This window comes from Klebsiella sp. DY2415 (assembly GCF_026314315.1).
Taxonomy (GTDB): Bacteria; Pseudomonadota; Gammaproteobacteria; order Enterobacterales; family Enterobacteriaceae; genus Klebsiella; species Klebsiella ornithinolytica.
The window spans coordinates 3,775,768-3,796,945 of the sequence record NZ_CP111115.1 but is presented as its reverse complement, the minus strand read 5'-3'; the positions used below and the strand labels follow the sequence as shown (position 1 = coordinate 3,796,945).

General features: G+C 52.0%; 26 protein-coding genes. 10 read left to right on the top strand and 16 right to left on the bottom strand.

Features of this window, described 5'->3' with window-relative positions; translation table 11 throughout:
- Positions 1 to 17: 17 nt before the first annotated feature.
- Together rimO and OQV00_RS18110 are read right to left on the bottom strand one after the other, a co-directional pair.
- A complete protein-coding gene (rimO, locus tag OQV00_RS18115; protein ID WP_004859888.1) occupies positions 18 to 1,343 on the bottom strand; it encodes a 30S ribosomal protein S12 methylthiotransferase RimO in 1,326 nt (441 codons plus the stop codon).
- Positions 1,344 to 1,471: 128 nt separating this feature from the next.
- Entirely contained in the window at positions 1,472 to 2,710 is a 1,239-nt protein-coding gene (locus OQV00_RS18110; protein WP_160873497.1) for an oligosaccharide MFS transporter, read from the bottom strand.
- A 406-nt stretch (positions 2,711 to 3,116) separates the two neighbouring features.
- Here OQV00_RS18110 and bssR point away from each other — a divergent pair, with 406 nt between their 5' ends.
- Positions 3,117 to 3,500, top strand: a complete 384-nt coding sequence (gene bssR, locus OQV00_RS18105; RefSeq protein ID WP_004859892.1) for a biofilm formation regulator BssR — start codon at positions 3,117 to 3,119, stop codon at positions 3,498 to 3,500.
- A gap of 141 nt (positions 3,501 to 3,641) precedes the next feature.
- Positions 3,642 to 4,730, top strand: coding sequence for a PQQ-dependent sugar dehydrogenase (locus OQV00_RS18100; RefSeq protein ID WP_224050162.1), 1,089 nt, complete (start codon positions 3,642 to 3,644; stop codon positions 4,728 to 4,730).
- A gap of 2 nt (positions 4,731 to 4,732) precedes the next feature.
- On the opposite strand, the gene OQV00_RS18095 is transcribed toward OQV00_RS18100, so the two are convergent.
- A complete protein-coding gene (locus tag OQV00_RS18095) occupies positions 4,733 to 5,359 on the bottom strand; it encodes a glutathione S-transferase family protein (protein ID WP_004859898.1) in 627 nt (208 codons plus the stop codon).
- Between the two features lie 256 nt (positions 5,360 to 5,615).
- Here OQV00_RS18095 and dacC point away from each other — a divergent pair, with 256 nt between their 5' ends.
- The gene (gene dacC, locus OQV00_RS18090; RefSeq protein ID WP_015584824.1) at positions 5,616 to 6,818 is read left to right on the top strand and encodes a serine-type D-Ala-D-Ala carboxypeptidase; all 1,203 of its coding nucleotides are present in this window, start codon (positions 5,616 to 5,618) and stop codon (positions 6,816 to 6,818) included.
- Positions 6,819 to 6,846: 28 nt separating this feature from the next.
- Here dacC and deoR read toward each other — a convergent pair whose 3' ends face one another.
- Together deoR and ybjG are read right to left on the bottom strand one after the other, a co-directional pair.
- Positions 6,847 to 7,605, bottom strand: coding sequence for a DNA-binding transcriptional repressor DeoR (deoR, locus tag OQV00_RS18085; RefSeq protein WP_004859902.1), 759 nt, complete (start codon positions 7,603 to 7,605; stop codon positions 6,847 to 6,849).
- Positions 7,606 to 7,675: 70 nt separating this feature from the next.
- Positions 7,676 to 8,269 (bottom strand): undecaprenyl-diphosphate phosphatase, encoded by a 594-nt coding sequence (gene ybjG, locus OQV00_RS18080; RefSeq protein ID WP_032716955.1) that lies wholly within the window; start codon positions 8,267 to 8,269, stop codon positions 7,676 to 7,678.
- A 326-nt stretch (positions 8,270 to 8,595) separates the two neighbouring features.
- On the opposite strand from ybjG, the gene OQV00_RS18075 reads away from it, so the two are divergent.
- Complete coding sequence (locus tag OQV00_RS18075) at positions 8,596 to 9,834, top strand: MFS transporter (protein WP_004859906.1); 1,239 nt, start codon at positions 8,596 to 8,598, stop codon at positions 9,832 to 9,834.
- 47 nt (positions 9,835 to 9,881) lie between these two features.
- On the opposite strand, the gene OQV00_RS18070 is transcribed toward OQV00_RS18075, so the two are convergent.
- Both OQV00_RS18070 and OQV00_RS18065 read right to left on the bottom strand, forming a co-directional pair.
- Positions 9,882 to 10,694: a Cof-type HAD-IIB family hydrolase gene (locus tag OQV00_RS18070; RefSeq protein WP_048025040.1), complete on the bottom strand. Its 813-nt coding sequence runs from the start codon at positions 10,692 to 10,694 to the stop codon at positions 9,882 to 9,884.
- Positions 10,694 to 11,896 (bottom strand): MFS transporter, encoded by a 1,203-nt coding sequence (locus OQV00_RS18065; RefSeq protein ID WP_048025043.1) that lies wholly within the window; start codon positions 11,894 to 11,896, stop codon positions 10,694 to 10,696. The genes OQV00_RS18070 and OQV00_RS18065 overlap by 1 nt, the downstream gene beginning before the upstream one ends.
- A gap of 158 nt (positions 11,897 to 12,054) precedes the next feature.
- Between OQV00_RS18065 and OQV00_RS18060 the strand changes: the two genes are divergently transcribed.
- Positions 12,055 to 12,603, top strand: a complete 549-nt coding sequence (locus OQV00_RS18060; protein ID WP_162661513.1) for a TetR/AcrR family transcriptional regulator — start codon at positions 12,055 to 12,057, stop codon at positions 12,601 to 12,603.
- A gap of 43 nt (positions 12,604 to 12,646) precedes the next feature.
- On the opposite strand, the gene OQV00_RS18055 is transcribed toward OQV00_RS18060, so the two are convergent.
- The 7 genes from OQV00_RS18055 to OQV00_RS18025 all read right to left on the bottom strand — a co-directional run bounded on the left by OQV00_RS18055 (position 12,647) and on the right by OQV00_RS18025 (position 18,462).
- Entirely contained in the window at positions 12,647 to 13,447 is an 801-nt protein-coding gene (locus tag OQV00_RS18055; protein WP_266279184.1) for an SDR family NAD(P)-dependent oxidoreductase, read from the bottom strand.
- A gap of 79 nt (positions 13,448 to 13,526) precedes the next feature.
- Complete coding sequence (locus OQV00_RS18050; RefSeq protein ID WP_004859914.1) at positions 13,527 to 14,333, bottom strand: DUF6216 family protein; 807 nt, start codon at positions 14,331 to 14,333, stop codon at positions 13,527 to 13,529.
- A gap of 407 nt (positions 14,334 to 14,740) precedes the next feature.
- Complete coding sequence (locus tag OQV00_RS18045; protein ID WP_266279182.1) at positions 14,741 to 15,793, bottom strand: phage integrase; 1,053 nt, start codon at positions 15,791 to 15,793, stop codon at positions 14,741 to 14,743.
- A gap of 79 nt (positions 15,794 to 15,872) precedes the next feature.
- A complete protein-coding gene (locus OQV00_RS18040; protein WP_044594528.1) occupies positions 15,873 to 16,244 on the bottom strand; it encodes an ASCH domain-containing protein in 372 nt (123 codons plus the stop codon).
- Positions 16,222 to 17,295 carry an N-acetyltransferase gene (locus OQV00_RS18035; protein WP_266279176.1) on the bottom strand — a complete coding sequence of 358 codons (1,074 nt, stop codon included), beginning with the start codon at positions 17,293 to 17,295 and terminating at the stop codon, positions 16,222 to 16,224. Before OQV00_RS18035 ends, OQV00_RS18040 begins: the two co-directional genes overlap by 23 nt.
- Positions 17,296 to 17,305: 10 nt before the next feature.
- Positions 17,306 to 17,890, bottom strand: coding sequence for a RipA family octameric membrane protein (locus OQV00_RS18030; RefSeq protein ID WP_039029586.1), 585 nt, complete (start codon positions 17,888 to 17,890; stop codon positions 17,306 to 17,308).
- 11 nt (positions 17,891 to 17,901) lie between these two features.
- Positions 17,902 to 18,462 (bottom strand): phage repressor protein CI, encoded by a 561-nt coding sequence (locus tag OQV00_RS18025; RefSeq protein WP_054828970.1) that lies wholly within the window; start codon positions 18,460 to 18,462, stop codon positions 17,902 to 17,904.
- Positions 18,463 to 18,587: 125 nt separating this feature from the next.
- Here OQV00_RS18025 and OQV00_RS18020 point away from each other — a divergent pair, with 125 nt between their 5' ends.
- From OQV00_RS18020 to OQV00_RS18010, 3 genes are read left to right on the top strand one after another with little or no spacing between them, the layout of a single operon-like run.
- Positions 18,588 to 18,809, top strand: a complete 222-nt coding sequence (locus OQV00_RS18020; RefSeq protein WP_004223867.1) for a hypothetical protein — start codon at positions 18,588 to 18,590, stop codon at positions 18,807 to 18,809.
- 32 nt (positions 18,810 to 18,841) lie between these two features.
- A complete protein-coding gene (locus OQV00_RS18015; protein WP_266279171.1) occupies positions 18,842 to 19,351 on the top strand; it encodes a phage regulatory CII family protein in 510 nt (169 codons plus the stop codon).
- Between the two features lie 7 nt (positions 19,352 to 19,358).
- A complete protein-coding gene (locus tag OQV00_RS18010) occupies positions 19,359 to 19,592 on the top strand; it encodes a phage filamentation protein Fil family protein (RefSeq protein ID WP_266279169.1) in 234 nt (77 codons plus the stop codon).
- Here OQV00_RS18010 and OQV00_RS18005 read toward each other — a convergent pair.
- Positions 19,540 to 19,998, bottom strand: coding sequence for a hypothetical protein (locus OQV00_RS18005; protein WP_266279167.1), 459 nt, complete (start codon positions 19,996 to 19,998; stop codon positions 19,540 to 19,542). The genes OQV00_RS18010 and OQV00_RS18005 overlap by 53 nt on opposite strands.
- 263 nt (positions 19,999 to 20,261) lie before the next feature.
- Here OQV00_RS18005 and OQV00_RS18000 point away from each other — a divergent pair, with 263 nt between their 5' ends.
- Positions 20,262 to 20,486, top strand: coding sequence for a hypothetical protein (locus OQV00_RS18000; protein WP_266279165.1), 225 nt, complete (start codon positions 20,262 to 20,264; stop codon positions 20,484 to 20,486).
- Here the strand turns inward: OQV00_RS18000 and OQV00_RS17995 are convergent.
- Entirely contained in the window at positions 20,477 to 20,725 is a 249-nt protein-coding gene (locus tag OQV00_RS17995; protein ID WP_054828969.1) for a hypothetical protein, read from the bottom strand. The two genes, OQV00_RS18000 and OQV00_RS17995, sit on opposite strands and share 10 nt — an antisense overlap.
- A 75-nt stretch (positions 20,726 to 20,800) precedes the next feature.
- Here OQV00_RS17995 and OQV00_RS17990 point away from each other — a divergent pair, with 75 nt between their 5' ends.
- Positions 20,801 to 21,142, top strand: coding sequence for a DUF5347 family protein (locus tag OQV00_RS17990; protein WP_141490335.1), 342 nt, complete (start codon positions 20,801 to 20,803; stop codon positions 21,140 to 21,142).
- Positions 21,143 to 21,178: the final 36 nt, after the last annotated feature.

Sequence of the window (21,178 nt, the reverse complement as noted above, 5' to 3'; positions counted from 1 at the left end):
GGATAAGAGGCGCAGGATTAAACCCGGCTGCCCCACAGGTCGTATTCGTCGGCATGTTCGACTTTCACACGGACGACGTCGCCAGGTTTGACCTTCGTTTCGCCGTTCAGGTAGACCGCACCGTCAATTTCCGGGGCATCGGCCATACTGCGGCCAATGGCGCCTTCTTCGTCCACTTCATCGATCAGCACCATGATCTCGCGGCCGACCTTCTCCTGCAGACGTTCGGCGGAGATCTGCTGCTGCAGCTGCATAAAGCGGTTCCAGCGCTCTTCTTTTACCTCTTCAGGCACCTGATCCGCCAGCTCATTAGCGGTCGCGCCTTCAACCGGGCTGTACTTAAAGCAGCCGACGCGGTCCAGGCGTGCCTCTTTCAGGAAGTCGAGCAGCATCTGGAAATCTTCTTCCGTTTCACCCGGGAAGCCGACGATGAAGGTCGAACGCAGGGTCAGGTCAGGGCAGATTTCACGCCACTGCTTAATGCGTGCCAGCTGACGGTCGGCAGAACCCGGACGTTTCATCAGTTTCAGAATGCGCGGGCTGGCATGCTGCAGCGGGATATCCAGATACGGCAGAATTTTACCTTCCGCCATCAGCGGAATCACGTCATCGACGTGCGGGTACGGGTAGACGTAGTGCAGACGGACCCAGATACCCAGTTTCGCCAGCTCTTCGCACAGGCTGACCATGCTGGTTTTTACCGGCGCGCCGTCGTGAAAGCCGGTGCGATGCTTCACATCGACGCCGTAGGCGGAGGTATCCTGAGAGATAACCAGCAGCTCTTTGACGCCGGCATCGGCCAGGCGTTTGGCTTCGGACAGCACTTCACCAATCGGACGGCTGACAAGGTCGCCGCGCATCGACGGGATAATGCAGAAGGTGCAGCGATGGTTACAGCCTTCGGAAATTTTCAGGTAGGCGTAATGACGCGGCGTGAGCTTCACGCCCTGTTCCGGCACCAGGCTCAGGAACGGGTTGTGTTTCGGCTTCGGCGTATAGTGATGGACATGCTCCAGAACCTGTTCATAGCTGTGCGGCCCGGTTATCTCCAGCACTTTCGGATGCACTTCGCGAATCTGGTCTTCTTTCGCGCCCAGGCAGCCGGTCACAATAACTTTGCCATTTTCTTTTAACGCTTCGCCAATGGCTTCCAGAGACTCCTGAACGGCGCTGTCGATAAAGCCGCAGGTGTTGACGATAACCATATCGGCATTGTCGTAGGTGGGGACCACGTCATAACCTTCGGTACGCAGTTCGGTCAGGATGCGTTCTGAGTCCACGAGGTTTTTCGGGCAGCCCAGAGAGACAAAGCCGATCTTCGGCTGATGCGTTACATTGCTCATAGTTTAAAAAGTGTTCGATTATTGGAATGGTCAGGGCAGGAATTTTACAGATCTTTATGAAAAAGAGTATAGCCACGGTGTGACAGATGATGAAAAAGCCCGGGAGATCCCCCCGGGCGGATGGTTCGTTATGGCTGCGCGACGCCTCCTGCCGGTGCTGAACCTGGGGCGGTGGGTTCTCGCTTATCGCGTAGGGTGAAAATCGATATCAGGGTGAAGAGCCCGGCGATGCTGCCGAGAATATAATATGTATGCGCGAAGCCGATGGTGTCATACAGATAGCCGGCCAGCGGCGAGTAAATCGCCGTGGCGATGGAGGCCACAAACAGCACCAGCAAATAGACCGTTGATGACAACTTATGGTCGAAGTTGGCGGCGATGAATTTAAATACTGATACCAGGATCAGTGGTTTTTCCAGCGCGTGCATCATTTTCACCGCGCCAATCCACACCGGACCAAGCGGGATGGCGGAACCCACGATACGTACCGACATAATCAATCCGGCAATAATCAGCGCCCACTTGGCCCCGGTGCGGTTAACAAACCACGGCATCAGGCAGAGAAAGAGCGTTTCACCGCAGACCTGGATGGAGGCCAGAATTCCGTACCAGCGGTTGCCTTCTTCCGGGGTCGGGAACTGCAATGAGAAGTACTGCGCAAACTGCTGATCGTAGGTGTCATAAATTTGCGTAACGAATAAGGTAAAGATCAGCAGCATCCAGAACTGCCCGTTTTTCGCCAGCTCCAGCGCATGGGAGACCTTCAGCGCGCTGGTTTTTTCCATCTCGGCTTCGGTGAGTTCGATTTTAGTCAGCATGAAGCAGATGGCGGCAATCACAATGGCAATACTGGCCAGCCAGAAGGCCAGATTGGGGTTGCTGTCGATATATTTTCCCACGATCCACGCGGCGGCGGCCCAACCTAACGAGCCCCACATCCGCACCCGGCCATACTCAAAGTGATAGCGCCGCGAAATTTTGTCGATATACGAATCAATCACTCCGCAGCCGGAGTTAAAAATTATCCCCAGGTAGATACCGCCCAGTAAGGCGCCCAGCCAGAAGCTGTGGACCAGCAGCGGGGCATAGAGATAAATAAAGAACGGGCCGACCGGCAGCAGCATGGCCAGCAGGATCCAGATAAGCCGTTTTTTCAGACCAAATTTATCGGCAATAAAGCCAAAAAAAGGCTGCATCAACAGAGCAATGAAGGCGTTGACGGAGTACAGCAGGCCGGTTTTGGTGGCGCTGATGCCGAGATGCTGAGTTGTCCAGATGACAAAGAACGCCATGGTGGATGACCAGGCGAATAGATAGAGGAAATCGAAAAGACTCAACAAGATATAGTTTCTTTTGCCGGGCGTAATCATTTCAGTTCCTTCAGGCGGATCGGAGTTAATGCTGCGGGCAATGGCCGCAGATTGTGTTTTTTATTAAATGTTATACGTATTACATTAATGGCGTTGATATGACACCCGCTGGAAATTTTGATCAATTGAAATGATGGTTATTTGTGATCTTAGCGGCAAAAAAGAGTTATTTATTGATATTCACACCTTCATTACGATGGGGTGTTTTATGAGAGCGTATAACATTGATTGTGATTTTTTTCATGGGAGCCTGAAAGAGAGGGCGAGCGGATCGCAATTTTGAACATAAATGTAACATTGTAAATGATGTTAATTAACCAGGAATTATTGACCTCGCGCATCATTTTGTACGAAAAATAGCCATATTCTGATAATGGTAATGGATGACAGAGGAGGAACCCTGATGAACGTTGACAGACTGTATCGTAACCTTCTGAATAAGCTGATTAATGCCAATATTGATCTCGACGCTTATTTGCAGCTACGCAAAGCGAAGGGCTATATGTCAGTCAGCGAAAATGAGCATCTGCGTGATAACTTGTTCGAACTGTGTGGTGAAATGCGTAAGTACGGGCTGCAGTTGCAGCACGATCTTGCACCGGAAGAAAAGGACGCTCTCCGTCTTGCAGGTGGAGCCATCGCGTCTGCGGCGGTTTGCCTGATGAGCGGGCATCATGATTGCCCGTCGTATATTGCGGTTAACGTAGAGACGCTAGAACGCTGTCTGGCAGAGCTGACGATGAATATTCGTAAACTGAATAAACAGGCGCCAGTGACCCACGTCTGAATTCAGGGGGAGGTCAGCTCCCCCTGCTTAATGTTATGTAAAAATCCCCTCCTGATGTTCCCCCGCTGGCTACCCTTAGCGCATTGCCGAAAATATTGCCGATGAAAGGAAAATGCCATGCGCCAGGTCGCCATTTCGCTGATGCTCGCCACCCTGCTGTTTCCCGTCGTGACTCTCGCCGGGAAGGTGCGTGTTGAGGTTTTGCAAAATCAGCTCGCCCATCCGTGGGCGCTGGCCTTTCTCCCCGATGATCGGGGAATACTGATAACCCTGCGTTCCGGCGAACTGAAGCGCTGGCGGCAGGGGGAAGGTCTTTCGCCCGCGATAACCGGCGTCCCACCGGTCTGGGCCAGCGGCCAGGGAGGATTGCTTGATGTGGCGCTGGCTCCGGATTTCGCCCACTCCCGCCGGGTCTGGCTGAGTTTTGCTGAAGTCGGCGATGACGGCAAAGCCGGTACCGCCGTAGGCTATGGCCGCCTGAGCGACAACCTTCAGCATCTGGAGCATTTTCAGGTTGTCTTCCGCCAGCAGCCGAAGCTCTCCACCGGCAACCATTTCGGTGGGCGCCTGGTGTTTGATGGGAAAGGGTATTTATTCATCGGCCTGGGCGAAAATAACCAACGCCCCACGGCCCAGGATCTGGATAAACTGCAGGGAAAAGTGGTGCGTCTGACCCAGGACGGCGAAGTGCCTGCCGATAATCCTTTTGTTCATCGCGCGGGGGCGAGACCGGAAATCTGGTCTTATGGCATCCGCAATCCGCAGGGAATGGCGATGAATCCCTGGAGCGATACGCTGTGGCTCAACGAACACGGGCCGCGCGGCGGTGACGAGATCAATATTCCGCAGAAGGGTAAGAACTACGGCTGGCCGCTGGCGACGCATGGCGTCAACTACAGCGGACTGGCGATCCCCGAAGCGCAGGGCACGGCGGTCGCCGGAACGGAAGCGCCGCTTTTCGTCTGGAAGCACTCTCCGGCGGTAAGCGGGATGGCTTTCTACGCAGCGTCGACCTTCCCACAGTGGCAGCATAAGCTGTTTATCGGGGCGCTGAAGGACCAGTCGCTGATTGTTCTGAAGGTGGATGGCGATAAGGTGCGCGAAGAGGCGCGTATTCTGGGCGAGCGCGGCAAGCGGATCCGCGATGTGCGCGTCGGACCCGACGGCTATCTGTATGTATTAACCGACGAGTCCAACGGTGAACTGCTGAAGGTCAGTCCGGCCGACTAGCATCAGGTGACCGGAATCATCACCACATCGCGCCACGCCTGGCGTTGGTTAAGCTGCTGGTACCAACGCTGCAGGTGCGGGCGCGGCTGCCAGCTTTCAACAATCGTCATCAGGTTATAAACGAACGGCGCCACGGCGATGTCGCCGAGGCCAAAGGCCTCTCCGGATAGCCAGGCGGAGGTCGCCAGCTCATCATCAAGCATCGCGAAAAGCGCCTCACAGGCGGCAATACCGGCGGCGATGGCCGCCGGGTCGCGCTTATCCGCCGGCGTTCTGACCAGCCCCATTAACACCGGACGATGGGCGGGAGAAAGCGAACCGTTTGCCCAGTCCATCCATTTGTCGCTCTGGGCGCGCTTGCGCGGCGAAGTGACCCATAAACGGTCCTGTCCATACTCGGCGGCCAGATAGCGAATAATGGCATTCGATTCCCAAAGGACGAGATCATTGGCATCATCTTTCAGCAGCGGCACCAGGCCATTCGGGTTCATCGCCAGATACTCCGGGTCATGATTTAAGCCAAACTCCAGCCCTGCCATAATATGCTGATATGGAAGGCCCAGCTCCGCCAGCACCCAGCGTACTTTCTTCACATTCGTCGAGTTATTTCTGCCCCATAGCGTAATCATATCGGTTCCTGCCTGTTATTGAGCCGTCGTTGCAGCATGGTGAGCAATCATGTTGGAATAAAGATAATATTTAGGCAATCATGATCAAAAAAATTGCTCTGTTTTCAGCAGGGAGCGAGGTTATTGCGTAAACTTTAAAAACTTTACCAACTCGCTGTTTCTTTAAGGTCATTTGTACGCTTTACTCACCGGCTGCTGCTGCGCCGATAGAGTGTTGCGGCATATTTTGTTTGGAAAGGATACTTGGGTGGCTCTTATGACGCATGACGCTTTTTCTCTTCGCGGCCTCGTGGCAGGCTGCGCGCTTCTCGTTCTTGTCGCACCTGCGGTGCAGGCTGCGGAACAACTCCCCGATGCCCCATCGATCGATGCCCGAGCCTGGATCCTGATGGATTACGCCAGCGGTAAAGTGCTGAGCGAGGGCAACGCCGATGAAAAACTCGACCCGGCAAGTCTGACCAAGATCATGACCAGCTATGTCGTCGGACAGGCGCTGAAGGCGGGCAAGATTAAGTCCACCGATATGGTCACCGTCGGTCGCGATGCCTGGGCTACCGGTAACCCGGCGCTGCGCGGGTCATCGGTGATGTTCCTTAAGCCGGGGATGCAGGTTTCAGTCGAAGACCTGAATAAAGGCGTGATTATCCAGTCCGGCAACGATGCCAGCATCGCGATCGCCGACTACGTGGCGGGGAGCCAGGATGCATTCGTCAGCCTGATGAACGGCTATGCGCAAAAAATGGGGCTGACCAATACCACCTTTATGACCGTGCACGGCCTGGATGCGCCGGGCCAGTTTAGTACCGCGCGCGACATGGCGCTGCTGACCAAAGCGATGATTCATGACGTGCCTGAAGAGTACGCCATTCATAAAGAGAAAGAGTTTACCTTCAATAAGATTCGTCAGCCGAACCGCAACCGTCTGCTGTGGAGCTCAAACCTGAACGCGGATGGCGTCAAAACAGGGACCACCGCCGGTGCTGGCTACAACCTGGTCTCCTCGGCTACCCAGGGAGACATGCGTCTGATTGCCGTGGTGCTCGGCACCAAGACCGACCGTATTCGTTTTAATGAATCCGAAAAGCTGCTGACCTGGGGCTTCCGTTTCTACGAGACCGTGACGCCGATTAAACCGGATGCCACCTTTATCACCCAGCGCGTCTGGTTTGGCGACAGCAACGAAGCCAAACTCGGGGCGGGCGAAGCCGGTTCGATCACCCTGCCGCGCGGGCAGCTGAAAAACCTGAAAGCCAGCTATACCCTGACGGATACGCAGCTGACGGCGCCGCTTAGCAAAGGGCAGGTGGTCGGGACCATCGACTTTAAGCTCAATGATAAAACCATCGAGCAGCGCCCGCTGATCGTCATGGAAGCGGTCAATGAAGGCGGTTTCTTTAGCCGGATGATGGACTTCGTGCTGATGAAACTGCACGGCTGGTTTGGTAGCTGGTTCTCATAACCGACAGGCCGCGCCCTGCGGGGCGCGGTCAGTAGAGTAGTGAAATCTGCTTTTCTTTCGCCAGCGCGAGCAGATCTTCATCCGGACAGACATCGCTGGCAATCACATCAAAACGCGATAAATCGCCCATCCGCGCCGGTCTGACTTTGCCAAATTTACTGTGATCGACAACCAGTACGTGATAGCGCGCGCTGCTCATCGCCCAGTGTTTAACCGGCAGCTCTTCGAGGTTATAGCAGGTGGCGCCCTGCGCGCAGTCGATTCCGGCCGCGGAATAAAAGGCGATGTCCGGGCACAGATGGCTGAGCGTATCCTGCAGGCTGAGTGGTTTAAAAATGGCATTGCTGGCATGGAACTCGCCGCCGCAGAGAATGGCCCGACACTGGGGTTTTTCCTGCAGCGCCAGAAAGGTATTCAGCGAATAGCAGACGCCGGTAAAGGGCAGGGCGTTATCGATCGCGTCAATGATCCAGGGCGTGGTGGTCCCACAGTCGAAAAAGGCCATTTGATGGGCTTCAAGCAGCGCGGCAGCGTGACGGGCGGCACGGCGTTTTTCCTCCACCAGGCGGGTTTTCTGGTCGCTGAGCAGGTAATGGGTTGCGCTGCGCGGTTCGAGAACGATATAACCGCCTAACAACACCACCGGGCCATTATGGCCGTTCAGGTCGCGACGAATGGTCATTTCTGATACGCCAAGCAGCGCGGCGGCCTCTTTTAAATGAAGCTTATCGCTGCGCTTGAGCGCCTGAATGAGCTGGCTGATACGTTCATCACGACGTGTTTCCATATTCCCTCTACGCTGAAATCGCCCTGCATCGGCAGGGCGTCAGTGGGCAATTTTACCTGCCGAAAGAGGGTTAGTCACGCACCCAGCCTTTACGAATCGGCAGGGAGAAGCAAACCCGGTACAACTGCTGCAGGTATTGATACAGCGGTTGACCGCCGGCCTGCCACAGTAATCCGGCGGCCAGGCAACCGCACATCCCGGTCAGCAGGCCGCCCAGCATATCCAGCGGCCAGTGAACGCCAAGATAGACCCGGGACCAGGCGATCGCCACGGCAGTCGCCAGCAGCGCGATCCCGGACCACAGGCGATGCCAGAACAAGAAGGCCAGCGCAAAGGTAAAGCTGATGGTGCCGTGATTGCTGGGGAAGGAGTTATTCGGCGCGTGATGCAGGAACTGATAGCCGACGCCTGCGGCAAACGGACGCTCATGCGGGAAGAGCAGGCCAAAAATCCATGACAGACTCAGGCTAATCGCCAGCGCCAGGAGCACTTTAAACACCAGCTGCCGCTGGTTTGGCCCCCAGAGCCACAGCGCCGCGGTCAACAGAGGCACAATCAGAATCACCTCTTTGGCAATGAATGTCGCCAGGGCGATGACCCACGAGGGCGAGGCGGGGGTGGCGTTGATTAAGACAAACAGCGCGTCGTTGATATTTTCCAGCATAGATTCAGGCTCTTGGTATCCGATAGCAATCAGCCGCCCACCTTAAAAAACGGTGGCGATAAGGTAAAGCAGTATTGTCTTAATTATCAGCTTGTTAAGAAGCCGTGGGCGCGGCATATGGTGGTGAATATGCCGCAGAGGATGAGTATATCGCCTGTAACCTAATTGAAATATAAACGAAATATAGACAGGTTTAATTAAAATGGCGGCAATATCCGCCGGCTGAAGGCGCATTGCGCTATTTTTAATTGTCACTCACAATTCACTATCTCCTCCGCAAGACTTTCATTAAACTTTGCGCGATTTTTGTTTAACGAAGAGATTGCATGCAGAATTATTCGCTTTCAGGCAAACGCCTCGGACGGCAGGCGCTTCTGTTCCCGCTCTGCCTGGTGTTATACGAATTTTCCACTTATATCGGCAACGATATGATCCAGCCGGGAATGCTCTCGGTGGTGGAAGAGTTTCAGGTCGGTAATGAATGGGTTCCGACCTCGATGACCGCCTATCTCGCCGGCGGTATGTTTTTGCAGTGGCTGCTGGGGCCGCTGTCGGATCGTATCGGCCGTCGCCCGGTGATGCTCACCGGGGTGGTGTGGTTTATCGTCACCTGTCTGGCCACGCTGCTGGCGCAGACCATTGAGCAGTTCACGCTGCTGCGCTTTTTGCAGGGCATTAGTCTGTGCTTCATCGGCGCGGTGGGATATGCCGCCATTCAGGAGTCGTTTGAGGAGGCGATGTGTATCAAAATCACCGCCCTGATGGCGAACGTTGCGCTGATTGCCCCGCTGCTCGGTCCGCTGGTGGGAGCGGCCTGGGTCCACATCCTGCCGTGGGAAATGATGTTCGTGCTGTTTGCCGTGCTGGCCGCTATTGCCTTTGTGGGCCTGCAGCGCGCGATGCCGGAAACCGCGACGCGGATGGGCGAGAAGCTGTCGATGAAAGAGCTGGGTCGCGATTATGGCCTGGTGCTGAAGAATCTGCGCTTCGTCGCCGGCGCGCTGGCGACCGGGTTTGTCAGCCTGCCGCTGCTGGCGTGGATTGCCCAGTCGCCGGTGATTATCATCAGCGGCGAAAAGGCCACCAGCTATGAGTATGGCCTGCTGCAGGTGCCGATTTTCGGCGCGCTGATTGCCGGTAACCTGGTGCTGGCGCGACTGACCTCGCGGCGGACGGTACGCTCGCTGATTATTCTCGGCGGCTGGCCGATTATGTTCGGGCTGCTGCTCTCTGCGGTGGCGACGGTGGTATCGACCCATGCTTATTTGTGGATGACCGCCGGGCTGAGCGTTTACGCCTTCGGGATTGGTCTGGCGAACGCCGGGTTAGTCCGCCTGACGCTGTTTGCCAGTGACATGAGCAAAGGTACGGTTTCGGCCGCGATGGGGATGCTGCAGATGCTGATATTTACCGTCGGCATCGAGGTCAGTAAGCATGCGTATGAGCTGGGTGGTAGCGGGGTATTCAGCCTGTTTAACTTGCTCAGCGGCGTAGTGTGGCTGGCGATGATTGTCTATTTTCTCAAAGACAAGAGCGTCGGCAGTTCCAACGACCCGCAGGCATAGCGGCGAAGCGTTCCGGGTGGGGCACGACTGCCGCACCCGGACGAAGGTCAGGCGAACGGCGCTTCGCGATTCAGCACTTTGTCGATGATGTGCAGCACACCTTCCTCATTGTTATGCGGCGCATCATAGTCGGCGACGGCTTTCACCGGTGCTGCCGCGTTGGCCATCGCAAAGCCAAATCCGGCATGTTGCAGCATTTCAATATCATTTCCGCTGTCGCCAAAGGCGACGACTTCATGATTCTCAATGCCCCAGCGCTGTTGCAAAATACGCAAACCGTTGGCTTTGTGCACACCGGGAATAATCAGATCGATACTGCCGTAGCCGGTTGCCACGGCGGTCACCATATCGCCCAACGCCGCGTGTAGCTGCGGCTGGATTTGCGGAATCAGTTGGTCAGGTACGTTGAGGCCGAATTTCAGTATCACGTCATCGATATGGTTGAAATCGTCCACCAGCTGCAGGCGATGGTAATATTTCGCGGCGACCGTCTTTAACTCATCGTTATAGCTATTGAGGGTATACGCGCTGCGTTTACCGCAGGCGATAATTTCAATATTGGTCAGCGTCTGCAGATAGTCGATGACGGTGTGGAAATGATTTTTCGGCAGCTGACAGTTAAAAACGTCATCGCCGGCGCTGACCACCCAGCCGCCGTTTTCGGCGACAAAGGCTATCTCGTGGGCGATGTCCGGGAAAAACGAAATCAGCTGGTAATACTGGTTGCCGCTGGCGACGACGAAGCGAATATTCTGTTCGCGCATGCGCTGATACTGGTTCAGGAAGCGCGGGCGATTGTAGGTTTTGGCATCGCTTAAGAAGGTGCCATCCATGTCTACCGCAATCAGTTTGATGCTCATTAACTGTTCTCCATGACAGGTTCATGTTGTGGTTTAGCCACCGCTCTGGCGACCAACGCCGCTACCATAACCAGACCCAGCACCACCATCATGGCGCTGCGCAGGCCGAAGTGTTCGCCAAGGAAGCCCAGCAGCGGCGGCCCGACCAGGAAGGCAAGATAGCCGGTTATCGCTACCACGCTGACGCGCTTCGGCGCATCGGGACCGGTGTCGCTGGCGGCGGAAATGGTCAGCGGGAAACCGAGCGATGCGCCAAGACCCCACAGCAGTACCGAGACGCCGGCCACCCACGGGTTGTCGACGAAGATAATCAGGCCGATACCCAGCGCGCCCATCACGGCGCTGGCACGGACTACCGTGACCCGGCTGTAGCGATCGATAAACCAGCCGCCGGTAAAGCGACCTATTGTCATCCCGAGGGTGAAGCCGGCGTAAATCAAGGAGCCGGAGGTGGGGCTAAAGCCGTGGCCGTCCACCATCAGCAGCGGCAGCCAGTCGTTGGCAGATCCTTCAGCAAAGGCCATCGCCAGCACCACGACGCCAATCAGCAACAGCTGAACATCACGCCATACCGGCAGACCTTTTTCCTCATGATGCGCGTTTTCTGCCGCATTTCGTCCGGTTCCATCCGGGATGGCGCGAATCGCAATAGCAATCGGGGCTATCGCCACCAGCGCAGCCAGCAGAATATGCGGTGCGGCGGGCAGACCAAAACCGGTCACCGCCATCCCCACGCCGGCGCCGAACAGCGTGCCGAAGCTGTAAAATCCATGCATCATCGGCAGGACGGTTTTATTCATTTCGCGCTCGACGGCGGCGCCTTCAACGTTAATCGCCACCTCCGCCGAACCGAAGCTGGCGCCGAAAATGGCCAGCCCGATGGCAAACAGGACCGCCGAGGTGAGCCACAGCGCCACGCTGAGTACCATCATGCCGACCACGGCGCACGACATGGTGGTGCGAATCACCTTGCGGGTGCCAAAACGTTTGACCAGCCACGCCGAGCAGAGAATCCCGCTCATCGAACCAATCGACAGGCCAAATAAAACGATGCCCATTTCCGCCGTTGACAGCGTCAGCAGGTCACGGATCGCCGGAGTACGGGTAGCCCATGAGGCCATCAGCAATCCAGGGATAAAAAAGAACATGAAAAGGGCCCAGAGTCGGAGCTGTAAGGCCCGGCGGGAGGTTTGCGCTGTCATCCGTAAACGCCTGTGAATGAGAAGATGGAGACAACAGTAGCAAGAATGTGTACATTTGTACATATTCTTCAGAATGCGTATTCGGACAAGAACCGGGCGCCTGGGAGCGTGATATTGCTGCCGATTGCCTGCGCATGACAGCGACTAAGAGGAAAGATATGGCCCGTCGACCGAACGATCCGCAGCGCCGGGAGCGCATTTTACAGGCCACGCTGGATACCATTGCCACCCACGGGATTCACGCGGTAACCCATCGTAAAATTGCCAACTGTGCGGAAGTCCCGTTAGGCTCGCTGACCTACTATTTCAGCGGCATTGACGCGCTGATAGAAGAGGCGTTTCGCATTTTTACCCGCGATATGTCCGCGCAGTACCAGCAGTTTTTTACCTCGGTCAGCAGCCGTGAAGAGGCCTGCGATGCGATTGCCGAGCTGATCTTTAGCGCCCAGGTGACGACCGCGCGAAATATGGAGTTGATGTATCAGCTGTATGCGTTTTGCAGCAGCCAGCCGGCGCTGAAGGCGGTGATGCAGCACTGGATGCGGCGCAGTCAGCAAACGCTGGAACAGTGGTTTGAGCCGGCTACGGCTCGCGGGCTGGATGCGTTTATCGAGGGAATGACCCTGCATTTTGTCACCGATAGCGCGCCGCTCTCAAAGCAGGCTATCCGCCTGATGGTCGGACGCCTGGCCGGAGAGGGGCAATAGCCAGATAAAGCGCTGTACGCCGAGGTATTGCGAGATCCGAGGGCTATCCGCCGGTAGTGGCACCGGCCGTCATATTCACCATCGTTGCCGTCATGGCGTCGGCACGATCGGATGCCAGAAAGGTGATGACATCCGCCACCTGCGCCAGAGTCGGCAAACGTTTGAGCATGGTGCTGTGTGCCGCACCGCCAACCCACTGTTCGACCGTCAATCCCATCGCCTGCGCTTTTGCCGCAAAGACTTCCGCGGTGTAAGAGCCGGCCTCAACCGCGTCGGTAATGGCGTGCGAGCGCACGCCGAGGACGCGGATATTCTTCGGCCCCAGTTCGCTGGCGAGCGCTTTGATAAAGGCTTCGCTACCCGCACAACCGACGATATGGCCCAGGTGGCCCGGCATGGCCATTGTTGCCGCCGGAGCCACGACGGTGATAATGGCGCCCGGGCGAGCGCCGCCCATATGGGGGATAACGGCTTTCGCCAGGTTGAACTGGGCCGCCAGGAACGGGGTGATGCCCTGCATAAACTCGGCGAGGGAGAGCGTCGTGATCTCCTTGCCTTGATTATGGACGAAGCCGGTAGCATTGATGACGATATCGAGCCCGCCGCTGTGCTGCGTCAGCTGCGCTATCCGCTCGCCGGTCGATCGCTCATCGAGGACATCAACGACAAAGGTCTCGGCCCTGTTGCCCGCGGCACGAATGTCATCCGCCACCCGATCCAGCTTCTTCCGATCGCGCGCGCCGAGGTAGACTCGCGCCCCCTCGCGCGCCATAGCATGCGCCACGGCGGAGCCTATCGCACCGCTACCGCCGAAGATGACGGCAACTTTATCTTTCACCAGCATCGCCTTTACCTCTCACCGGACTGAGCTGGTCAAAGTATGAGCAATAACCGGAAGGATGCCAATGCGACGGAGCATACAGTTACCGCCGGGGTCTGCGAGCGTCTCTCTCCTCCAGCTCCTGATAGATGGCGTAGATACCTGTCGCCGCGAAGCTGCCCTGGACGCAATGAATCGCTTTTTGTTGTTCAAGCAAAATAAAGTGCCTGACTTTATTGGTGTAGTGAATCATTAACATGAATCCCAACAGCAGCCATAGCAGCATAAATTCAATAATAAAAATGGATGAGTAAGTGAAGATTTTATCTTTTTCGAAGTTTTTAATTGATTCTTCTAAATACTCCTTGCCTTCGGCTGTTGTCAGCAAGCGGCAAAGATCGTCACGATATTCGCGATCCAGGACGCTGGCGGTGTTTTTCGTCGGGGCTTTATTGGCCTGACAGTCGTTGGCTGTGACGGTCCAGCGAGGGGGCGTCAGCAGCGTAGCCTCCGTGGCTGCTGTTCTGGAGATGTAAAAGCGATCGCCTGACTTTTTCCAAATCAACAGTGCCGTGTCTGGCGGGGCGGTAAAGGTTTGCACAAGCGGTGGGACAAAATACCACAAAGACCATGCAAAAAGAGCTGAGAACAAGAGGGTGATTAATTTCTCGGGCCAGCCTGTCGAGGGCAATTTTTTCAATGGGATGGAGATGGCAAAGAAGTTCAAAATGAAGGGGGGCACCCCCGCATTCTTTAATACGCTGCCGTGGCCTTTTTTATATTTGAAAATCCCATTGACGGCTTTTCGCAATGGCTGGAACAGAAAAGCGAGAACGGTCAGGGCCGCGACAGTTGTGCTCAGCGGCGCGCCGGAGAACTCAGAAATAACATCAGGTTGGAAAGCGGGCATCAACATCTCCTGTGGTGAACATTCCTTATGAGTATGATTTGACTGGGGGGGCAAGCGGGAGGCGTCGCGAGCGGATCGCTCTGTTCTTTGCTGATGACGTGTGCAACTCGGCGCTTCACCCGGCGTATCAGTGTACATCACCCGCGGCGTCAGGGGAGGGCAACGCATCCATGAGTTCTGGGACAACAGAAATGGTGGGGTGAGGAGCAGGTCCAGGGAAGATGCCTGGCTGAGGTGGCGGCGGCGGTCGCCGGGCTTTCGCCAATGGTACCGCCTGGCGGTTGTAACCGAATAATTTTAAACATCATAAAATTCAGGCAACAAAAAACCCATTTATGTAAACGGGTTAATGAAAACAATGACTTGCAAGATAATCAATGAGTTAGGTTGGTGGTAAGGAGTGGCGATTACGGGGCAATGCCAACCGCTGCCGCCATTTTGTCGCCACTTGGTAATGTAGCTAATGGGTTAAAGCGCAGGGCCGTTTCAAGGTGATCTGGGGCCAGGTGAGCATAGCGCATGGTCATTTTTATGTCGTGATGGCCGAGGATTTTCTGCAGGGCAAGGATGTTGCCGCCAGACATCATGAAGTGTGCTGCGAATGTATGGCGTAGAACGTGGGTAAGCTGGCCGCGAGGAAGCACGATGGAAGTTTTGTCCATCACAGACAAAAACTGGAAGTAGCAATCCGTAAAGAACTTGAAGCCGTCCAGGGCAATGATTTCCTCATACAGCTCTTTGCTGATCGGAATACTGCGGTTCTTCTTGCCTTTGGTCCTGACGAATGTGATTCGGTACTTTGTGACCTGGGAGCGGGTGAGGTTCACCGCTTCGCGCCAGCGCGCTCCGGTGCTCAGGCAGATTTTAACCACCAGAGCGAGCAGGGCGCTTTGGCGTTGGCAGTCATAAAGAAGCTCGGTAATCTGTTCATGTGTCAGCCAGGCCATTTCTTTTTCGGCAATGGTGAATTTGCGCATATTCTCTAGTGGATTCGGTGCAGTCCATTCACCTAGGCGAGCCAGTTCGCTAAAGACTCCGCTAAGATAGCTTTGCTCAAGGTTGATCGTTACCGGGCTAGCTCCTTTCTTCCATTTTTCGCTAAAGTAGATTTCGCCTGTCAGGCGTTTATCACGATAGTGCGCGAACAATTTAGAACTGAGATCGGTAGCGAGAGGATTTTCGAGAGCATCAACAATCAGCAGCAGTTTGTCATAAACGTGCTCGCCAGCGGTTAGGGATTTGCCATGCAGTTTGAACCAGAGTTCAACCACGTCTTTCAAAGTTCGACGGTCAACCGATTCACCCAGCCAAGGCTTAGCCTCTGCCTCATCCATCGTGTGGCGCTCAAAGGCCAGCGCTTCGCCTTTAGTGGCGAACTGCTTACGCACGCGACGCCCACTACGTCCGGCGGGGTAACATTCGCAAATCCATTTTCCTGTGTCGAGTTTTCGTACTGCCATGAAAAATGCCCTCCATATGGAGAGCATTTTTACTGTATACATAAACAGTGTCAACGTATGTTGTTCTAAGTAACATACATCACAGGTATCTATAAGATTGAGGTGCTGTGATGTTTTCGCCTAATGAGCTAAGGTGACGGGGCTGATCGTAAATTTTTAACTCACCGATTTTTATAGCAAAGGCTTTCTCTTTACTGTGAAAATACGAATCAAAAAACTGTTTGCTAATGCCAGCATAACGACAGGTTTTTTTCCATACGGTACTTGGATTGTCTTCTATAACATCAGCGATATCAAACTCAGCAACAATCATACCTACTGGCATAGTTGAGTAAATAACCACAGATTTGACATCCGGGTTTTTGAAGATTCCTTTTCTGAATTCAAACTTCTTTGTTCCATCAAGAATCTTTTCAACATATTCAGGTTTAATTGACAATAACACTTTCATCTACTTCACCAAGTTTAATAATATGTTCAAATTGTTGGTCGGATAAATCTAATACTCCCCAGTAAGCATTAGGATTCAAACCAACTTCAGAAATAAGTTTAGCACGGTTTGGTCTTTTAGGAAAAGCTAAATTATATGTAAATGAAACTATGAATGGATATTTTTTTGAACGATAGAAATAACTTAAATCTTTAATGTCAAAAACACTATATTTTTTACAATAATTTATAAAGCTATCTTCTGTATCAAATTCATCTATATGCCTAATATTACTAACCACACATAATGAAGTGATTACTGAATTATAATACGCAGAACCAGATAGTCCTTTGTTCGTCCTATAGATTAAAACAAGGTCATTAGGTCTAAATGATGTAACACCGTGCATTGCACAAATATATATTTTTCTTATGCTATTCGTATGTGACACGTCGCTGACGATGCTAGGAGATTCTGTACGGAGTATGGAGTCCGGGAAAAGATTTGTATGGTAATGAGGATCTACCGAGAGAATGAATTTTCTATTACTATCTGAATGATGCATGAATGGATAGTCATTGACTATATCCCCAGTCAACTGAACGTTGTGCATTTCTTTTAGTAAAACGTCTTCCGCATTATCGTCAGGACCTTTCGAACCAACAATATCAAATCCAAACGATTTGAATAATCTAATAAGATAAGCGTGTTTTGGATAAACCGTTACATAAATATCATCTGCATCGCATTCTAAAGCATGGTCGAATATCTTCTTAATAAAACGTTCACCTCGAAGAGTTCCACGTGATTCAAATTTGAATGTACCAACCTTTAGATGCTTTCTCATCGGTAATTGAGGGGTTACGTCAGTAACATTCTCATTTTCGATTTTCAGATACAAAAAACCTTCAATGTTGTTTTGTTCATTAAAAAGAACATAGGCTAATGCTGATGGATCATTTTTTTTCTTATCAATCCATCCTGCAAAGTCCGGATAATCATTGTTTAGTGAATCGAAGAAGGGATCGTTAAAGTCTATATGGCTGAACTGTGTGTAGTATAAGTTTTCCATTTGATATTCCTTATATCCAAAGAATCAAGAAATGACGTCCAATAAAACTATATATACCTAGGGATAGCCAAAGGGCGAAAAATGTTAGAGCAGTGTATATTGGTATACGACTAACTGAAAATTTACAAGATACTAAAAATTTTATTATCATGTTTGTGCTTGAGCGATTTAATCGATCTTTGACTTTAGCATCTACTTCTACCATCGCAATGCTGAATATGCGGTAAACTTTCTCACGTGTTTCATGCCCTTTCAGTGACATCACACGGAGTAATTCTTCCTCAATTTCTTTAACCGCCTCCTCCCAATATTCTTGCCAATATTTTGCACCAGAAGAAATTCCTATCTGAAAGAACGATACAATCAAGCCAACAAGCGCAATGAAAGGTACGAATGCTTCACCCTTGTCATTTTGGTATAAGGTGGCTAAACCTGCGAAAAGAACGCCCTGAAAAATCATGAAAAAATTATTACGTTGAGATAACTGAGTTATCTCAAAGTCTCTTATGCGAATAGTCAGCTCATAGAGGCGCTTTACGGCCCTAAGATCACCATTTTCATTCTGTTCATCATTGGATTCGGACGTCGTTGTCATAAAAATTCCTTTTATCGGATGCAACTAACTAAAACTTTTGCAAGTATCTCAATATCCGCAATTGCGCATTCGAATGAACTATTGCCCCCATCTATGCGAAGTCGGCTACCAGGAAGACGTGTCAAACTCCTTAGAGCAACCTCTCCATCAATACCCACTACCCACATGCCGTCACGCACATCTCCATAATCCATATCGCAGATAAATTCTGAAGTGCCATCGATCACAACAACAGGATTTTTAAGATTATCAGGCAAAAAGCTTGCATCAAAAACATATGAGCCATCTTTGCGTAATGACCCATTGGTCAAAACATGCTTCTCAAGTTCTTTAGTGTTTGCTTTATGTGAACCTTGTTTTGAACCTTGTCCTGTGGTGAGCCAGTTTAGAGAGATACCAGTTTCTAAGGAGCATTGAATCACCCACTCAGCCGGAAAAGAGTCGCGCATATAGCGTGTTGCTAAGGTACTTTTCGAAATTCCCAAATGGTCGCACAAAGCTTGTCTTGTCTTGAAACCATAAGCTTCAACCATACGCTCTATGGCTCCACGGCCGCCTTTCTCCAAATTCATGGTCACTCCAGGTGAACTTTTACCTTGACGATTTCATGATGCGATCGTATGTTTATGGTGTTCACAAAATACAAACGATCAGTATTCATCCTGATTAATCATTGCTAAACGAGGAATGTTGCATCATGAGACCTAACATTTCAATCACTCTCATCACCCCCCACGTCACTATTGAAAGATATAGTGAACTCACTGGGTTATCTATCGACACCATCAACGACATGCTTGCAGATGGTCGATTGCTTCGTCATCGCCTACGCAAGGACAAAAAGCGTGAAAAAGTGATGATTAACATCGCTGCGATGACTGTCGATGCACTCTCAGATTGCAACGTGACTATCAACTAGTTCCATTTTGAGACTTCACGGAGCAACTGACTATGTTTGACTATCGCATATCAAAACATCCTCATTTCAATGAAGCCTGTCGGGCTTTCGCTATACGCCACAACATGGCGAAGCTGGCAGAACGTGCAGGCATGAACGTTCAAACCCTGCGTAATAAGCTCAACCCAGAGCAACCACACCAGCTGACTGCGCCAGATATCTTGTTGCTGACTGATCTCACCGAAGACTCAACACTGGTAGATGGGTTTCTGGCGCAGATCCATTGCCTGCCGTGTGTGCCAACCAATGAAGTCGCACGGGAGAAAATGCCTCAGTACGTCTTGAAAGCCACCGCCGAAATGGGTCGTGTCGCTGCGAGTGCGGTTTCTGGTGTTCAGCTAAACGCGACTACCCGCCGTCAGGTTGTTGAAAGCGTCAACTCAGTTACTCGCTTGATGGCTTTAACCGCTATTTCACTGCAGGCGCGTTTACAGGCCAATCCTGCAATGGCCAGTGTCGTCGATACCGTGACGGGTCTTGGCTATTCTTTTGGGCTGAGCTGAGGTGTTTATGCTGAATAACGAACCTTCATTCGCATCACTGCTGGTTAGGCAAAGCCCGGCAATGCATTACGGTCACGGCTGGATTCACTTACCTGGCGGAAAAAAGTGGCATCCGAGTATTGAACTGTCTCCCCGGCAGCAGGCTGTCCGGGGAATAGGTAAAAAGAGATTGCTACAACGTCTAAGTATTAACGTGGCAGGCAACCTGCAAACCAGGCGAAAAGCTTTTCCTGGAAGCTGAGATTAGTTTCATCAGGCCGACCACATGCAATAGCAGCTCTTTTATAGGCTGGATTTAACAAAGAACCGAAAGGTGCGGAATCAGAGTGATGCAGCATTTTCAATTTTTGTGCAATCAGTTCCGGGGTCAGTTCATCCCCAGCATAAAGCAATTCCCCGTACTGGCGGCTTTGCACGCTAGCACGCTCGGAAATAATGGCTGGTTGCCACACAAGTTGAATTGTCGCGATAACGACAACAGGCAAAGCGAACAGCCAATTCAAGCTGGTATCAGCAAATACAGCAGTACCGCTAATAAGCTGGATTGCCGTCATCAATTTGTCAGCTCTGCCATGAAACGTTGCCGTCATTGCTTCAACGTAATAGCAATAATACAGCTGGAAGTATTCGGAGCTTTGTTTAGTCATGCCGGGTTCCTATTTTTTATCTTGCCCCGGCTCTGGCCTGGGGGCAGGGGCAGGACGAGGCAGTACATGGAAGTCGTCAGAGTCTGACATCAGATTTCTCCTTTGTGGGGTAGATGATTGTTCGCGCAAATAGTCTACCACTAAGGCACGCGCCGGGCGTGTAGAAAAATCCCCGGCACTATTTCTAATAGGCATAGGTGATGTGATTACGTTGGGAGCATTAATGCCATTTTAAATTTCCATAACTCAGAGGAGGACAAGAAATGGAACCGGGTTTATATGGGGTGTTTTATCAGTTTCTTCACAAAGGTGAAAAATACTCGATCAGTGAGGTGGAGCTTATCTGCTGTTATCCCTCTATAGCAGGTGACGGCAGTTACTTTTTCATGTTGAAGGATGGTGCTTTTTTTCGAGGGGAGCAGGTGAAAGAGGTGGTGCGTAAAAAAACATCACCTCTCATTAAATATCAACAGATTAGTTATCGATAACGGTCGAGGAGTTGCTGGATGTCATGGCTAAATTCTTGATGTTTAACTGATCCAAAGCGTAGTCGGTTAAGTTCTTCGCTGATGACGCTAAAGAATGCCTCCTGATTCGACGATTCGTTACGGAAAAAGCTGTGTAGCAAGCCAGAAATCATTATCTGCTGCATCGCTACTTCCTTGTGGAGGGTTGCGACCTCGTTTTCGAGTTTCTCGATTCGGTCCTTCTCTATCTGGGTCAGCATTGCTAAGTCTCTGTGTTATCGGTACGTGTCGCAAAATCATAGCAAAAAAAGAGTTTAATTGTGAGGAATGCTGAAATGGCGATAAACGGTGATGCTGCAACTGTTCCACTAAGCCCTGGTAAACGTCTGGATGGGCTTAACCATATTGCAGAATTACGTGCAAAAGTATTCGGCTTCAATATTGACACTGAGCTGATACGGTTTATTTCGGATATGCGTAATCCGCGGGACGTGAACAGATTACAGAATGAGAGGGCTCTGGCAGCCATATTTTTTATGGCAAAGATTCCGACGGAACGTCATTGCGTTAATGTGAGTGACCTGACTACTGACGAAAAGAGAGAACTGATTAAAGCAATGAATCATTTTCGTGCAGTGGTGAGCTTATTTCCAAAACGGCTAAGCATGCCTAATTAAAACAAACCAGAAAGTAATGGCGTAAACCCGCCGGGC

Coding starts and splice junctions, on each gene's coding strand:
- deoR (WP_004859902.1), bottom strand. CDS start 7,605: ATGGAAACACGTCGTGATGAACGTATCAGCCAGCTCATTCAGGCGCTC.
- OQV00_RS18065 (WP_048025043.1), bottom strand. CDS start 11,896: ATGACAGCGCAAACCTCCCGCCGGGCCTTACAGCTCCGACTCTGGGCC.
- OQV00_RS18015 (WP_266279171.1), top strand. CDS start 18,842: ATGTTTGACTATCGCATATCAAAACATCCTCATTTCAATGAAGCCTGT.
- OQV00_RS18075 (WP_004859906.1), top strand. CDS start 8,596: ATGCAGAATTATTCGCTTTCAGGCAAACGCCTCGGACGGCAGGCGCTT.
- OQV00_RS18025 (WP_054828970.1), bottom strand. CDS start 18,462: ATGAATTTGGAGAAAGGCGGCCGTGGAGCCATAGAGCGTATGGTTGAA.
- OQV00_RS18005 (WP_266279167.1), bottom strand. CDS start 19,998: ATGACTAAACAAAGCTCCGAATACTTCCAGCTGTATTATTGCTATTAC.
- rimO (WP_004859888.1), bottom strand. CDS start 1,343: ATGAGCAATGTAACGCATCAGCCGAAGATCGGCTTTGTCTCTCTGGGC.
- OQV00_RS18070 (WP_048025040.1), bottom strand. CDS start 10,694: ATGAGCATCAAACTGATTGCGGTAGACATGGATGGCACCTTCTTAAGC.
- OQV00_RS18020 (WP_004223867.1), top strand. CDS start 18,588: ATGAGACCTAACATTTCAATCACTCTCATCACCCCCCACGTCACTATT.
- OQV00_RS18100 (WP_224050162.1), top strand. CDS start 3,642: ATGCTCGCCACCCTGCTGTTTCCCGTCGTGACTCTCGCCGGGAAGGTG.
- bssR (WP_004859892.1), top strand. CDS start 3,117: ATGAACGTTGACAGACTGTATCGTAACCTTCTGAATAAGCTGATTAAT.
- OQV00_RS18095 (WP_004859898.1), bottom strand. CDS start 5,359: ATGATTACGCTATGGGGCAGAAATAACTCGACGAATGTGAAGAAAGTA.
- OQV00_RS18035 (WP_266279176.1), bottom strand. CDS start 17,295: ATGGAAAACTTATACTACACACAGTTCAGCCATATAGACTTTAACGAT.
- OQV00_RS18060 (WP_162661513.1), top strand. CDS start 12,055: ATGGCCCGTCGACCGAACGATCCGCAGCGCCGGGAGCGCATTTTACAG.
- OQV00_RS18010 (WP_266279169.1), top strand. CDS start 19,359: ATGCTGAATAACGAACCTTCATTCGCATCACTGCTGGTTAGGCAAAGC.
- OQV00_RS18055 (WP_266279184.1), bottom strand. CDS start 13,447: ATGCTGGTGAAAGATAAAGTTGCCGTCATCTTCGGCGGTAGCGGTGCG.
- OQV00_RS17995 (WP_054828969.1), bottom strand. CDS start 20,725: ATGCTGACCCAGATAGAGAAGGACCGAATCGAGAAACTCGAAAACGAG.
- OQV00_RS18030 (WP_039029586.1), bottom strand. CDS start 17,890: ATGACAACGACGTCCGAATCCAATGATGAACAGAATGAAAATGGTGAT.
- dacC (WP_015584824.1), top strand. CDS start 5,616: ATGACGCATGACGCTTTTTCTCTTCGCGGCCTCGTGGCAGGCTGCGCG.
- ybjG (WP_032716955.1), bottom strand. CDS start 8,269: ATGCTGGAAAATATCAACGACGCGCTGTTTGTCTTAATCAACGCCACC.
- OQV00_RS18050 (WP_004859914.1), bottom strand. CDS start 14,333: ATGCCCGCTTTCCAACCTGATGTTATTTCTGAGTTCTCCGGCGCGCCG.
- OQV00_RS18045 (WP_266279182.1), bottom strand. CDS start 15,793: ATGGCAGTACGAAAACTCGACACAGGAAAATGGATTTGCGAATGTTAC.
- OQV00_RS18040 (WP_044594528.1), bottom strand. CDS start 16,244: ATGAAAGTGTTATTGTCAATTAAACCTGAATATGTTGAAAAGATTCTT.
- OQV00_RS18000 (WP_266279165.1), top strand. CDS start 20,262: ATGGAACCGGGTTTATATGGGGTGTTTTATCAGTTTCTTCACAAAGGT.
- OQV00_RS17990 (WP_141490335.1), top strand. CDS start 20,801: ATGGCGATAAACGGTGATGCTGCAACTGTTCCACTAAGCCCTGGTAAA.